We start from the raw sequence: 13,605 nt of genomic DNA on the forward strand, positions 1-13,605 counted from the left end.
GCTAGCGACTCCAGCGCCGCAGTAAACGGCTTTTTAACCCGGTATCAAAGCGCCAGATATGATCGAAGATGCGCATGATGCCGGGTTTGCCATAGGCCGACATGGCCACCGCATGAAAGCGTTGCTGGTGGCTATGCTGTTGTGACTTCACTTTCTTGATCACCTCATCCGGCAGCCGCTGGGCAATAAAATCGGAAATGATCACCGCATCGGCGTCAAACCAGTCGCTTTCTGCCATTTTGCTGACCGTGGCATTCAGACAGGCGGCCAAATCCGTCCCGCCACGAAAATGCTGGCCCAGGAAACGCACCGCCTGTTCGATACCGCTGGCGGCCGTCAGTTCATAGTGCACAATCTGGTTGGCAAACAGCATGATGTAGCAGCGGCGATTGTCTGCCAGCGCAATGCGCAGCAGTGCCAGACAAAAGGCTTTGGCGCATTGCTCATTAAAGCCACCCATTGAGCCGGAGGTATCTACGCAGACAATAAACGGCCCGCGCGGTTGCTGGTCCTGCTGCTGCTGGGTGACCTGGCGCATCATGATCTGTTCCTGCCAGGCATCCCCTTGCAGGCGATAGGTCAACAACCGTTTTTCCAGCAGCCGCCGGTAAAACTCAAATTCCAATTCTTCGATGCCCAACGCTGCCAGTTCGGGTGGTAATAGCCGCAGGATGTCGTCACTTTGGTGTATACCGCTGACCTCTTCCGGCTGAATGGCGGGAACTTGTACCATCACCCGGAACGGTGCCGGTTGCGCATCTTGTTGCTGCACCGCCTTGGCTTCATAGCTGCGGCCCAGCTGCTGTGCCAGCTTTTGCAGCTCCGGCTGCTGTTGCAGGAAATCGCCGTACTCCACCAGCCGTTGGTAGTCACCGCGGTGTAACTGGCCTTTGCTCATATCCCACAATCGGCCTGCGGCGGTGTCGTTTTCCGCCAGCACCGGTTCCAGTGCGCCGCTCAGTGCCAGCCGTTCTTGCAACTCGGCCATCAGTTGTTCACGCTCCTGCTCCAATAACTTATGGTGCAGCATCGTTGCCTGCAGCGTCAGGCTAATGCGCCAGCGTTGCAGAAACAGGGTCTGGAAGCTGCCATCGAGTGCATGAGTAGGCAGATCGGCGGCGTCCACCATACTTCGAGCCTGGGTGTAAAACGGCGATGTACAGTGGCGTAACAGATCTAGCGTATCGTTAAGGTTTTGCGAGAACTGGCTGTGGCTTTCCAACTGACACCGCTGATAGCGGTAAAACTCTTGGGCCAGCACTGGTGGCACCACGGCTTGCTGGATGCGATCTTTCAGTTGTAACTTCCAATGAGGCAGATCGCGGTTGATAGCCCGACGTATCGCCGGGAACTTTTTGAAAAACACCACCAACTGCGGCGTGGCCAACATGCCAATGATCAACTCTTCGATCAGATCGCCTTCGGAGATCGACAACAGCATATCGAGCGTTTCGAGGCTCAGCATCGTTACTGGCCGCGCATTTGCTGGGACAGCTGTTTGATTTGCTCGGCAACCTGTAACAGGCTGGCTTCAATTTTCGCCAACCCGGCGGCAGGGGTGAACAGGCAAGGCTGATGCTGGCTGAATAGCCGCCGTTGTTCCGTCTGGCGCTGGTTTAATGCCTCTATTTCGTCCAGGAATTCTGGCGGAGTTCCCCCAGTCGGCTTACCCGGCAGGGCCAACAGGGAGGGCTGACGGCTGACGTCCAACACGATCAGGTGCAGTTGCTCATCGACTTCCAGATCGATCTGCTGGGCAAAACCAATGCCGTTGAGCTTGGCGCGCACGTCACCCCCTTTTTGCAGCCAATTTTCCAGTATGCTGCTTTCGATACTCAGGTGGTTAACCTGGATGTCGTGTAGCTGTAGCGGCTTTTGCAGCAGTAACGTCAAAGTGGTGCCAGTGAGCGGATGCTCCAGCACGTATTGCGGCTTGCGGCTGAACATGCCGCCTTTCTTCACCAGTTGGATGGCCTGGCGATGGCTCTGCTGCTGTTGATGCTGCATCCAGCGGGTGTGGATCTGCTGTAGCTGGAGCAACAAGGTTTGTTGCTGATAGGCCTGTTCGGTCAGCAACTGATCGATTTGCTGCTGCAATAGCTTCAATGAGGTGCGATCGTGCCACAGGCAATCCTTCAACAGCATTAAATCTAACGGCACAATGGTGTCGCGGCCGCTGAAAAAGGCACAGGCTTGCAGCAGGCGCAGGGATTTCTTCCAACGCCGGTCGGAAACATAAGGTGCCTGTTCCAAGGCGTCTAACCGCTGGCGCAGCAGGAAGATCAGATCAAAGCAGTTTTCCGGCAGTTTGACCTTATCGATCTGCGGTTGCCACTGGTGGAATTCTTCATCGCTGATGCTCAGTGCCTCAGGTACCGGGTTGTCACTTTCATTCTGGCGGGTCACCAACAGCGAGCGAAAATTCTGCTTATCCTGCACCTTATCAAGCCACAACCGGATCAGCATGCGGTCATACAGCGCCTCAAGGCTGCTATCGGCCTCGGGTAATTCATTGGAGGCGGTGACCAGCAGGCGCAATGGAATGGGTTCTTCACTATTGCCATTACGGAAGCGGCGTTCGTTGATCGCGGTTAGCAGGGTATTGAGGATAGCCGGGCCAGCCTTCCAGATCTCATCAAGAAAGACGATCTCGGCTTCGGGCAGATAACCCGCAGTCAGGCGCTGATAGCGGCCTTCATCTTTCAGAGCCTGGATCGACAGCGGGCCAAACACCTCTTCCGGCGTGGAAAAGCGCGTCATCAGGTATTCAAATGAGCGAGCGCTGCGGAAGGCAAATTTCAGCCGGCGAGCGATCAGGCTTTTGGCGATCCCCGGCGGCCCAAGCAGGAACACGCTTTCGCCGCACAATGCCGCTAGCAAGCATAGCCTGATAGCTTCTTGCCGTTCATAAAGGCCGCTCTCCAGCGCACTGCTGAGGCGGGCGATCCGTTCTGCCAGAAGTGTTGATGACGCCATAAAATAGTTCGCGTTGTCCGGAAGTTAGAGCCTGCCACCCAGGCCGACAGCCAATCTTGCTAGAGAATCCGATGATAAACCATCATTATTTTTAGCCTTATAGCTTGTTGATTAGTAAAATTTTTCTATGCTCATCAAGGGGGCTGGTTCACATTTTGTTTATTTTTGGGGTCTGATATAAGAGTAGGTAAGTACTATAAATGATGCATACTGTGCGCCTTTTACAGGGTGTGACGGATCTTCGAGCCCGTGTCTTTAGCCTGATGCGGATGCGTCGGTTGACGGATGATCTAGCAAAAGAAGCAAACTATGAGCACAGAACATAAACAGTCTTTATCGGCGGTTACCCTGGCGGCTATTGGGGTCGTTTACGGTGATATCGGCACCAGCCCGCTCTATACCTTGCGAGAATGTTTCTCCGGCCACTACGGTTTTGATGTCCGTCCCGATGTGGTGTTTGGTTTCCTTTCCTTAATCTTCTGGATGTTGATTGTCATCGTTTCCCTGAAGTATCTCACCTATGTCATGCGTGCGGATAACGCCGGTGAAGGCGGGATACTGACGCTGATGTCTTTGGCAGGGCGCCATACCTCGGCGCGTACCACCTCTTTTCTGGTGATCCTGGGTCTGATTGGTGGCAGCTTCTTCTATGGCGAGGTGGTGATCACCCCGGCGATTTCGGTGATGTCGGCGATCGAAGGGTTGGAGATTGCCGCCCCGTCGCTGGACCCTTATATCGTCCCGCTCTCCATTCTGGTACTGACCTTACTGTTTGCGATCCAAAAACATGGCACCGGCAGCGTGGGCAAACTGTTTGCCCCGGTGATGCTGCTGTGGTTTATCGTGTTGGCAGTCCTGGGCGCGCGCAGCATTATCGCCAACCCGGAAGTGTTGCAGGCGCTGAACCCGAAATGGGCCTTCAACTTCTTTGTTGAATATAAGAAGGTGTCGTTCTTCGCGCTTGGTGCGGTGGTGCTGTCGATTACCGGTGTGGAAGCGCTGTATGCCGATATGGGCCACTTTGGTAAATTCCCGATCCGCCTGGCCTGGTTTACCGTTGTGCTACCTTCGTTGGTGCTCAACTACTTCGGGCAAGGGGCATTGCTGCTGAAAAATCCAGAGGCGATCAAGAACCCGTTCTTCCTGTTGGCTCCTGATTGGGCGCTGATCCCACTGCTGATATTGGCCACGCTGGCCACGGTTATTGCCTCGCAGGCGGTGATTTCCGGCGTCTTCTCGTTGACCCGCCAGGCCGTTCGTCTGGGCTATCTGTCACCGATGCGTATCATTCATACCTCGGAAATGGAGTCCGGTCAGATCTATATCCCGGTGATTAACTGGACCCTGTATATCGCCGTGGTGTTGGTGATTGTGGGCTTCGAACACTCCAGCAATCTGGCCGCAGCCTATGGTATTGCGGTGACCGGCACCATGGTCTTGACCAGCATCCTGATCACCTCCGTCGCCATCAAGAACTGGCATTGGAACCGCTTCCTGGTGGGGGGCATTCTGGCGATCCTGTTGATTATTGATGTGCCGATGTTCGTGGCTAACGCCCTGAAGCTGTTCTCCGGTGGTTGGTTGCCACTGACGTTGGCCCTGGTGATGTTCCTGATCATGATCACTTGGAAGAGCGAACGCTTCCGCCTGCTGCGTCGGATGCATGAGCACGGCAACTCCCTTGAAGCGTTGATTGCCTCACTGGAAAAATCACCGCCGGTTCGCGTGCCGGGTACTGCTGTCTTTATGTCCCGTGCAATTAACGTGATCCCATTTGCGTTGCTGCATAACCTCAAGCATAACAAAGTGCTGCATGAGCGGGTGGTACTGCTGACCTTGCGTACCGAAGATGCGCCTTATGTGCATAACGTTCGCCGGGTGACGATTGAACAATTGTCGCCGACCTTCTGGCGGGTGGTGGCCAGCTATGGCTGGCGTGAAACGCCTAACGTCGAGGAAGTCTTCCACCGCTGTGGATTGGAAGGGCTGCCATGCCGGATGATGGAGACGTCGTTCTTTATGTCCCATGAATCGCTGATCCTCACCAAACGGCCGTGGTATCTGTTCCTGCGCGGCAAGCTGTTTATCGCCCTGAGCCGCAATGCGCTGCGGGCCGCCGACCAGTTTGAGATCCCGCCCAACCGGGTCATCGAACTGGGAACCCAGGTCGAAATATAAATCAAAGAGGGAAAAAGCGTGGTTTTTCCCTCTTTGTCGTAAAGGCCGAAAATCAATAAATTGATTTTCCTGATTATTTTAGGGTGCCTTTGGTGAGCATGATGCCTAATTTAAGTTTGCCATCAGTCTAAGGGGCTCAGCATTTGCTGGGCCCTTCTTTTTATTTACGCTTTTGTCGAACGCGAGCGAAACGTTTCGATGGCGATCACATTTCCGCTATTACGCGGTTGCCTTCCCCTGCTGATTTTCTAAACTAACTCAATAGCGAAACGTTTCGCTGCTGGAGTTTACTCATGAAAAAAGGCGTACTACTGAATTCTGACGTTTCTGCGGTGGTCTCTCGTCTCGGCCATACCGATCAGATCGCGATTTGCGATGCGGGCTTGCCGATCCCGGCCGTGACGCCGCGTATCGATCTGGCGCTGACCCAAGGGGTGCCGACATTCTTGCAGGTTGTCGGCGTGGTGACGCAGGAAATGCAGGTAGAGAGCGCCATCCTGGCGGAAGAGATCGTCAAGCATAACCCGTCGCTCCACCAAGCGTTGTTGGATCAACTGACACAGCTTGGCCAACGCCAGGGCAACACCATCAGCATCAGCTATATCAGCCACAGCGCGTTTAAAGCGCAAACCGAACATAGCCGGGCCGTGATCCGCAGCGGAGAATGTTCGCCTTATGCGAACGTGATCCTGTGCTCCGGCGTAACTTTCTGAGGCGCCTATGCAACCTTTACTGCAACTGAAAGGGATCGATAAGGCTTTTCCCGGCGTGAAGGCGCTTTCTGGGGCCGCCCTGAGCGTTTATCCCGGCAGGGTGATGGCGTTAGTGGGGGAAAACGGTGCCGGCAAGTCCACCATGATGAAAGTGTTGACCGGTATCTACAACAAAGATGCGGGCAGCCAATATTTCCTCGGCAAAGAAGTGGCTTTCAACGGGCCAAAGGATTCGCAGGAAGCGGGTATCGGTATCATCCACCAGGAATTGAACCTGATCCCGCAGTTGACCATTGCCGAGAACATCTTTCTTGGCCGCGAGTTCGTTAACCGCTTTGGCCGCATCGACTGGAAACGTATGTATGCCGAAGCGGACAAGCTGCTGGCGCGTTTGAACCTGCGCTACAGCAGCCACCGGCTGGTGGGGGAATTGTCGATTGGCGATCAGCAAATGGTGGAAATTGCCAAGGTGCTGAGCTTTGAATCCAAAGTGATCATCATGGATGAGCCTACCGATGCCCTGACCGATACAGAAACCGCCTCGCTGTTTAAAGTGATCAACGAGTTGAAAGCCGAAGGGCGCGGCATTGTTTATATCTCCCACCGTCTGAAAGAAATCTTCGAAATCTGCGACGATGTGACCGTATTCCGTGACGGGCAATTTATTGCCGAGCGGCCGGTTGCCGAACTGAATGAAGATTCGCTGATTGAAATGATGGTTGGCCGCAAGCTGGAAGAGCAGTATCCACGCCTGAATCTGCCGCGCGGTGAAAAACGCCTGCAGGTTAGCCACGTTTCCGGCCCTGGTGTGCATGACGTCAGCTTTACTTTATATAGCGGTGAGATTTTGGGTGTGGCTGGCCTGATGGGAGCCGGGCGTACCGAACTGATGAAGATCCTGTACGGTGCGGCGCCACGTAAAAGCGGCACCGTGAATCTGGACGGCCATGAGGTGGTGACTCGTACTCCTCAGGATGGTCTGGCCAACGGCATCGTCTATATCTCCGAAGACCGTAAGCGTGATGGTCTGGTGCTGGGGATGTCGGTGAAGGAAAACATGTCGCTGACCGCGCTGCGCTATTTCAGCCGTGCCGGTGGTGGTCTGAAACATGCCGACGAGCAGATTGCCGTCAGCGATTTTATCCGCCTGTTCAATATCAAAACGCCGTCGATGGAGCAGCCAATTGGCCTGCTTTCCGGCGGCAATCAGCAAAAAGTGGCGATTGCCCGTGGCTTGATGACCCGGCCAAAGGTGCTGATCCTCGACGAACCAACACGCGGCGTCGACGTCGGGGCCAAAAAAGAGATCTACCAGTTAATCAACCAGTTCAAGCAGGAAGGGCTGAGCATCATTCTGGTGTCTTCGGAAATGCCGGAGGTGCTGGGCATGAGTGACCGCATTCTGGTGATGCACGAAGGCCACCTCAGCGGCGAATTCCCGATTGAACAGGCCACCCAGGAAGTGCTGATGGCAGCAGCCGTCGGCAAGCAATACGGCGTAAAGCAGGAGTAATCAGATATGAGTTCACAAAGTGTTGCAGCTAAGCGCTGGTTCAGTAAAGAGTGGCTGTTGGAGCAGAAATCGCTGATTGCCCTGTTGGTGCTGATTGCCGTGGTGTCTTCGATGAGCCCGAATTTCTTCACCGTTAATAACCTGTTCAATATTCTGCAGCAAACTTCGGTGAACGCCATTATGGCGGTCGGTATGACGTTGGTGATCCTGACTTCCGGCATCGATTTGTCGGTCGGATCGCTGTTGGCGCTGACCGGGGCGGTAGCGGCTTCGATTGTCGGATTTGAAGTCAATGCGGTGGTGGCTGTTGCAGCTGCGCTGGCGTTGGGGGCTGCCGTAGGGGCTTGCACCGGTATTATCGTTGCCAAAGGCAAGGTTCAGGCGTTTATCGCCACCCTGGTGATGATGCTGTTGCTGCGCGGCGTGACCATGGTGTACACCAACGGTAGCCCGGTCAATACCGGCTTTACCGACGTTGCCGACACTTTCGGCTGGTTCGGGATTGGCCGTCCGTTGGGCGTTCCTACCCCGATCTGGATCATGGCCATCGTGTTTATTGCCGCCTGGTATATGCTGCATCACACCCGTCTTGGCCGCTATATTTATGCGCTGGGCGGCAACGAAGCGGCTACCCGCCTTTCCGGTATCAGCGTCGATAGGGTTAAAATCATCGTTTACTCCCTGTGCGGCCTGCTGGCTGCACTGGCAGGGGTCATTGAAGTGGCGCGCCTGTCCTCTGCGCAACCTACTGCGGGTACCGGCTATGAGCTGGATGCTATCGCTGCGGTGGTGCTGGGTGGTACCAGCCTGGCGGGGGGGAAAGGGCGCATCGTCGGTACGCTGATCGGGGCGCTGATCCTTGGCTTCTTGAACAACGGTTTGAATTTACTGGGTGTTTCTTCCTACTACCAAATGATCGTGAAAGCAGCCGTTATTCTGCTGGCGGTTCTGGTAGACAATAAAAGTAACAAGTAACCTCTCCCCTACAGGAATCACGACCATGAAAATGAAAAAACTGGCAACCTTAGTTTCTGCCATCGCGTTAACCGCCACCCTGAGTGCTAACGCCCTGGCAAAAGACACCATCGCGCTGGTGGTTTCTACGCTCAACAACCCGTTCTTTGTTTCGATGAAAGAGGGCGCGCAGTTGGAGGCCAACAAACTGGGTTACAACCTGGTGGTGCTGGACTCCCAGAACAACCCGGCGAAAGAGCTGGCCAACGTGCAGGATTTGATGGTGCAGAATCCGAAGCTGCTGCTGATTAACCCAACCGACTCTGACGCGGTAGGTAACGCCATCAAGATGGCCAACCAGGCCAAGATCCCTGTTATTACGCTCGACCGTATGGCGGCGAAAGGCGAAGTGGTTAGCCACATCGCATCTGATAACCGCGTGGGCGGTAAAATGGCCGGTGACTTTATTGCCAAGCAAGTGGGCACTGATGCTAAGGTGATCCAGCTGGAAGGCATTGCCGGGACATCCGCTGCTCGTGAACGTGGCGAAGGCTTCCAACAGTCTCTGGAGCAGAACAAGTTTAAACTGCTGGCCAGCCAGCCGGCTGACTTCGATCGCACCAAGGGCCTGAACGTGATGCAGAACCTGCTGACCGCGCATCCAGACGTGCAGGCGGTGTTTGCGCAGAACGATGAAATGGCACTGGGTGCGCTGCGTGCACTGCAAACAGCCGGTAAAACAGATGTCATCGTGGTTGGCTTTGACGGCACTGCAGACGGCGTGAAAGCGGTTGAAGGCGGCAAGCTGGCGGCTACCGTGGCACAGCGTCCGGATCAGATCGGTGTGATTGGTGTGGAAACGGCAGATAAGATCTTGAAAGGTGAGAAAGTACCGGCGACTATCCCGGTTGATTTGAAACTGGTTACCAAGTAAGTCATCTCCAGCGCCATCGGAACGGGGCGTGACGATGGCGCGCAATTTAAGGGATCCCTGTGATGGAAACAGCAAAGCTGGTGGTTTTGGGCAGCATCAATGCCGACCATATCCTCAATATCAACCAGTTTCCCCAGCCGGGCGAAACGGTGATCGGCCAGCAGTATAAGGTCGCCTTTGGTGGCAAAGGGGCTAACCAGGCGGTGGCTGCCGGGCGCAGCGGTGCGGATATCGCCTTTATTGCCTGCGTAGGCGCAGACGATATTGGTGAACGTATTCGCCAACAGCTGGCGACCGATCGCATTGATACCCAACCGATTGAAGCTATCACTGGCAGCACCACTGGTGTGGCGCTGATTTTCGTCAATGCCGAAGGTGAGAACGTGATTGGTATCGATGCCGGTGCCAACGCGGCGGTCACTCCCGATTATCTCAACCGCTATCGGCAACGGGTTATCGATGCTGATGCGCTATTGATGCAGCTTGAATCACCGCTGGAAACGGTGATTGCTGCCGCCAAACTGGCCAAGCAGCACCAAACCCAGGTGATCCTCAACCCGGCTCCGGCCTGTGAGCTGCCTGACGAACTGTTAGCGATGATCGACATGATCACCCCGAACGAAACCGAAGCCCAGCGGCTGACCGGTATCGCGGTGAATAATGACGCTGACGCCGAGCGTGCCGCCAACATCCTGCATGATAAAGGCATCGGCTGCGTGATTATCACCCTCGGTAGCCGTGGCGTGTGGTTGAGCGAAAACGGTAAAGGCAAATTGGTACCGGGCTTTAAGGTCAAGGCGGTAGATACCATCGCGGCCGGTGATACGTTTAACGGTGCCTTGGTTACTGCTTTGCTCGAAGGCAAAGTGATGAGTGATGCGGTGCGTTTCGCCCATGCGGCGGCGGCCATTGCCGTTACCCGGCCGGGTGCTCAGCCTTCCGTGCCATGGCGTGAAGAGATTGACGCCTTCTTGCAGCAACAGGGATAACGCTTTGGCTACCATGAAAGATGTCGCCCGCCTGGCGGGTGTTTCAACTTCGACGGTCTCGCACGTGATCAATAACAATCGCTTTGTCAGCGACAGCGTGCGTGACAAAGTCATGGTGGCCGTGGAACAGCTTAACTATGCGCCTTCCGCTCTGGCGCGTAGCCTGAAACTCAATACTACGCGCACCATTGGTATGCTGGTGACCTCCAGTAATAACCCGTTTTATGCCGAAGTGGTGCGCGGCGTGGAGCGCAGCTGCTATGAGCGTGGCTACAGCCTGATCCTATGCAACACAGAGGAAGATGTGGCGCGTATGAACAGCAGCATGGAAACGCTGCTGCAAAAGCGGGTGGATGGCCTACTGGTGATGTGTACCGAAAACCACCGCCCTTCGCAGGATGCGCTGAGCCGCTACCCCTCTTTGCCAATCGTGATGATGGACTGGTCGCCGTTCGAAGGGGCCAACGATATCATTCAGGATAACTCGTTGCTGGGGGGCGAAATGGCAACCGATCATCTGATCGCTCGCGGCTATCGCCAAATCGCCTGTATCGCCGGGCCGCTGGATAAAACGACCGCGCGCCATCGTTTGGAAGGTTATCGCCGCGCCATGAAGCGTGCCGGTCTTGAAATCCTGCCGGGCTATGAGGTGTATTGCGACTTTGAGTTTGAAGGTGGCGTGCATGCCATGAAGCAGTTGCTGGCGTTGGCCGAACCTCCTCATGCGGTGTTTGCTGGCAACGATGCCGTCGCCGTGGGCGTTTATCAGGCGCTATATCAGGCCGGGCTGGTGGTGCCACAAGATATGGCCGTGATGGGGTACGACGATATCGAACTGGCAAAATATCTGGCTCCGCCGCTTAGCACCATTCATCAGCCCAAAGATTCACTAGGGGAACTGGCGGTCGATGCGCTCATCAATCGCCTGCAAAACCCCGAACGTGATGCCCAGATCCTGGTGTTGACGCCTGAGCTGGTGGAGCGGGCCTCAGTTGGCCATCGTTAACCTGCGGTCTTCGCTTCTTTGCGTGATTTCTCTTTGCCGGTGATCAGGTTATTACCGTCTTTTCTTCTTAACAGCATAAAGACGAAGGCCGAAGCAATGGTCACTATCCCCATGGTAATAAAGGTGTAGTGGAACTGATCGATCATGGTACCGATCTCCATAGAGCCATAGAAGCGCAACACGGCGGCGCTGATCGCTATGCCAAAGCTGATAGACAGCTGTTGAGTCACTGCCAGTACGCTATTGCCGGAGCTGGCGTTGCCATCGTTCAGGTCTGCCAGGCTGATGGTATTCATGGCGGTAAACTGCGTCGACATCGCCATCCCAAGAACAAACAGCGGCAAAATCATCAGCCACAGCGGCATACCTGGGCTTTGCAGTGAGAACTGCGCAATCAGCACGCCGATAATAATAGTGATACCCACCAACGTCTTACGGTAACCAAACCAACGTAGCACCTGGGTGACGGTAGACTTTGCCATCAGAGAACCCACCGCCGTCGGGGCCATCATGCAACCGGCAACGATAGCCGAATAGCCAAAAGCCACCTGCAGCATCAACGGCATCAGGAAGGGAACGCAACCGGTCCCCAGCCGCGAGGCCACGTTACCAGCAATGCCGACGGAAAAGGTGCGGGTCTTGAACAAATCCAGCCCAATCAGCGGCTGAGCGTGGCGGCGGGCGTGAATGATATAGCCAAATAGCATCACAAAGCCGCTCAGGAATACCCCCAGAGAAATGTAATTGGCCAGCACCTGCTCGCCGAACAGCTCCAGGCCGGTGGAGATCAGTACCAGACTAAGGCCAAACAGCATAAAGCCGATGAAATCAAACGGCCGCTTCGGCGTGGTGAAGTCCGGCATATATTTGCGGGCATAAACGATACCCAGTAAGCCTATCGGGATGTTAATCAGGAAGATCCAATGCCAGGTGGCGTAGGTAACCAGCCAACCGCCTAGCAGCGGCCCCATTATTGGCCCCACCAGACCAGGCATGGTGACAAAGTTCAGTACCGGCAACAGCTCACTACGCGGATAGGCCCGCAACAGGGCAAGGCGTGCTACCGGCATCATCATGGCGCCGCCAATCCCCTGCAAAATACGTGAGGCGACCAGGAAACTCAGCGTCGGGGACAAGGCACACAATAGCGAGCCAAAGGTAAACAGGGATACGGCAATAATAAACACCCGCCGGGTACCGAAACGATCGGCCAGCCAGCCACTCACCGGGATTAGCATCGCAACCGTCAGAGTGTAACTGATCACCGCCGACTGCATCGCCAAGGGGGAACGGTCTAGGCTGTGGGCTATCGCCGGTAAGGCGGTATTGAGAATAGTGGCATCCAACGCCTGCATAAAGAACGCCATCGCGGCGATCCAAGGCAACCCTGCCATGCTGCGTGCAGATTTTGTCATCGTGATCCCATTTTCCTTCTATATATAGCTGCGGAGTTTACGCATTTCCCTGCAACAATGTTTGGCATGCTGTGAGGGCTGCGGTGCTGTCACTGGCGACTATGGCATCCACAATGGCCTGATGGTGTTGCAGCTTAATCACTTCATTACCGGTGATCGCCCGGAAATAGCTTTGATACACCGAACTGAACAGGTTAGCGAACGAGGTGAGAAATGGATTGGCGCTGGCTTCATAGATCAGTTGGTGGTACTGGGTATCGACCTCAATCCAGCGTTCGCGGTCAAAATCCACGTGTAGCGCCTGCATTTCTGCCATCAGCGTGACCAATCGCGCCTTTTGCTCCGGGGTGGCGTTGATGGCTGCCAATGAACAGGCCTGAGGTTCGAGCGACGTGCGTAGGATAAGGAAGTGCTGCATGACCTGGTCGAAGTTCTCCCTGGTCATCCACCAGGTCAGCAGATCCTGATCGAGGAAGTTCCATTGGCTTTGCGGCATGACCCTGGTGCCGATGCGGGGGCGCGGTAACAGCATGCCTTTGGCCGCCAGCATTTTTACCGCTTCACGTACCGCAGTGCGGCTGACGCCAAACTGTTCTGCCAAATCCATCTCACCGGGCAGGATGCTGCCAGCTTGATATTCACCGGCCAGGATCTGTTGGCCGAGCTTTTCTGCCAGTAGATAAGAAAGATTACGCTGTGCGGCCTGTTGTTGTGCATCGAATTGCATGGCTGCGGTTCCTTTAACTGCATTGTTATCTTTCATTTTACGTCAGGGAGCGCCAGCTTTTACGGCTGTTTTCGGGAAAAAGTGGCAAAAACGATGAACAAGACAGCGTTTTGCCGAAAAAATCCGCGCTTGAAAAGTTTTTTGAATTTAGGGGTTGCGCCCTTCTGAGAACTCCCTATAATGCGCCTCCACTGACCGGG

General features: G+C 55.0%; 11 protein-coding genes. 7 read left to right on the forward strand and 4 right to left on the reverse strand.

Annotated elements, in window-relative coordinates; genetic code table 11:
* Position 1: 1 nt before the first annotated feature.
* On the reverse strand, positions 2-1,465 hold the full coding sequence (viaA, locus tag KAJ71_RS21690) for an ATPase RavA stimulator ViaA (RefSeq protein WP_248947583.1): 1,464 nt from the start codon (positions 1,463-1,465) through the stop codon (positions 2-4).
* A gap of 2 nt (positions 1,466-1,467) precedes the next feature.
* Positions 1,468-2,976: an ATPase RavA gene (gene ravA / locus KAJ71_RS21695; RefSeq protein WP_248947584.1), complete on the reverse strand. Its 1,509-nt coding sequence runs from the start codon at positions 2,974-2,976 to the stop codon at positions 1,468-1,470.
* Positions 2,977-3,285: 309 nt separating this feature from the next.
* Here ravA and kup point away from each other — a divergent pair, with 309 nt between their 5' ends.
* The 7 genes from kup (at position 3,286) to rbsR (ending at position 11,263) form a co-directional block, all read left to right on the forward strand.
* Positions 3,286-5,154, forward strand: a complete 1,869-nt coding sequence (gene kup, locus KAJ71_RS21700; RefSeq protein ID WP_248947585.1) for a low affinity potassium transporter Kup — start codon at positions 3,286-3,288, stop codon at positions 5,152-5,154.
* 293 nt (positions 5,155-5,447) lie between these two features.
* Positions 5,448-5,867: a D-ribose pyranase gene (gene rbsD, locus KAJ71_RS21705; RefSeq protein ID WP_121608267.1), complete on the forward strand. Its 420-nt coding sequence runs from the start codon at positions 5,448-5,450 to the stop codon at positions 5,865-5,867.
* A gap of 7 nt (positions 5,868-5,874) precedes the next feature.
* Complete coding sequence (rbsA, locus tag KAJ71_RS21710) at positions 5,875-7,380, forward strand: ribose ABC transporter ATP-binding protein RbsA (protein WP_248947586.1); 1,506 nt, start codon at positions 5,875-5,877, stop codon at positions 7,378-7,380.
* A 6-nt stretch (positions 7,381-7,386) separates the two neighbouring features.
* Positions 7,387-8,355: a ribose ABC transporter permease gene (gene rbsC / locus KAJ71_RS21715; RefSeq protein WP_024484670.1), complete on the forward strand. Its 969-nt coding sequence runs from the start codon at positions 7,387-7,389 to the stop codon at positions 8,353-8,355.
* 25 nt (positions 8,356-8,380) lie between these two features.
* On the forward strand, positions 8,381-9,268 hold the full coding sequence (rbsB, locus tag KAJ71_RS21720) for a ribose ABC transporter substrate-binding protein RbsB (protein WP_248947587.1): 888 nt from the start codon (positions 8,381-8,383) through the stop codon (positions 9,266-9,268).
* Between the two features lie 62 nt (positions 9,269-9,330).
* Positions 9,331-10,257 (forward strand): ribokinase, encoded by a 927-nt coding sequence (rbsK, locus tag KAJ71_RS21725; protein WP_248947588.1) that lies wholly within the window; start codon positions 9,331-9,333, stop codon positions 10,255-10,257.
* A 4-nt stretch (positions 10,258-10,261) separates the two neighbouring features.
* The gene (gene rbsR / locus KAJ71_RS21730) at positions 10,262-11,263 is read left to right on the forward strand and encodes a ribose operon transcriptional repressor RbsR (protein WP_248947589.1); all 1,002 of its coding nucleotides are present in this window, start codon (positions 10,262-10,264) and stop codon (positions 11,261-11,263) included.
* Here rbsR and mdtD read toward each other — a convergent pair.
* Complete coding sequence (mdtD, locus tag KAJ71_RS21735) at positions 11,260-12,678, reverse strand: multidrug transporter subunit MdtD (RefSeq protein ID WP_248947590.1); 1,419 nt, start codon at positions 12,676-12,678, stop codon at positions 11,260-11,262. The genes rbsR and mdtD overlap by 4 nt on opposite strands.
* Before the next feature lie 37 nt (positions 12,679-12,715).
* The gene (locus KAJ71_RS21740) at positions 12,716-13,405 is read right to left on the reverse strand and encodes a FadR/GntR family transcriptional regulator (protein WP_141133233.1); all 690 of its coding nucleotides are present in this window, start codon (positions 13,403-13,405) and stop codon (positions 12,716-12,718) included.
* Positions 13,406-13,605: the final 200 nt, after the last annotated feature.

This window comes from Serratia silvae (genome assembly GCF_023282985.1).
In the GTDB taxonomy this organism is placed as follows: domain Bacteria; phylum Pseudomonadota; class Gammaproteobacteria; order Enterobacterales; family Enterobacteriaceae; genus Chania; species Chania silvae.

Coding starts and splice junctions, on each gene's coding strand:
- viaA (WP_248947583.1), bottom strand. CDS start 1,465: ATGCTGAGCCTCGAAACGCTCGATATGCTGTTGTCGATCTCCGAAGGC.
- ravA (WP_248947584.1), bottom strand. CDS start 2,976: ATGGCGTCATCAACACTTCTGGCAGAACGGATCGCCCGCCTCAGCAGT.
- kup (WP_248947585.1), top strand. CDS start 3,286: ATGAGCACAGAACATAAACAGTCTTTATCGGCGGTTACCCTGGCGGCT.
- rbsD (WP_121608267.1), top strand. CDS start 5,448: ATGAAAAAAGGCGTACTACTGAATTCTGACGTTTCTGCGGTGGTCTCT.
- rbsA (WP_248947586.1), top strand. CDS start 5,875: ATGCAACCTTTACTGCAACTGAAAGGGATCGATAAGGCTTTTCCCGGC.
- rbsC (WP_024484670.1), top strand. CDS start 7,387: ATGAGTTCACAAAGTGTTGCAGCTAAGCGCTGGTTCAGTAAAGAGTGG.
- rbsB (WP_248947587.1), top strand. CDS start 8,381: ATGAAAATGAAAAAACTGGCAACCTTAGTTTCTGCCATCGCGTTAACC.
- rbsK (WP_248947588.1), top strand. CDS start 9,331: ATGGAAACAGCAAAGCTGGTGGTTTTGGGCAGCATCAATGCCGACCAT.
- mdtD (WP_248947590.1), bottom strand. CDS start 12,678: ATGACAAAATCTGCACGCAGCATGGCAGGGTTGCCTTGGATCGCCGCG.
- KAJ71_RS21740 (WP_141133233.1), bottom strand. CDS start 13,405: ATGCAATTCGATGCACAACAACAGGCCGCACAGCGTAATCTTTCTTAT.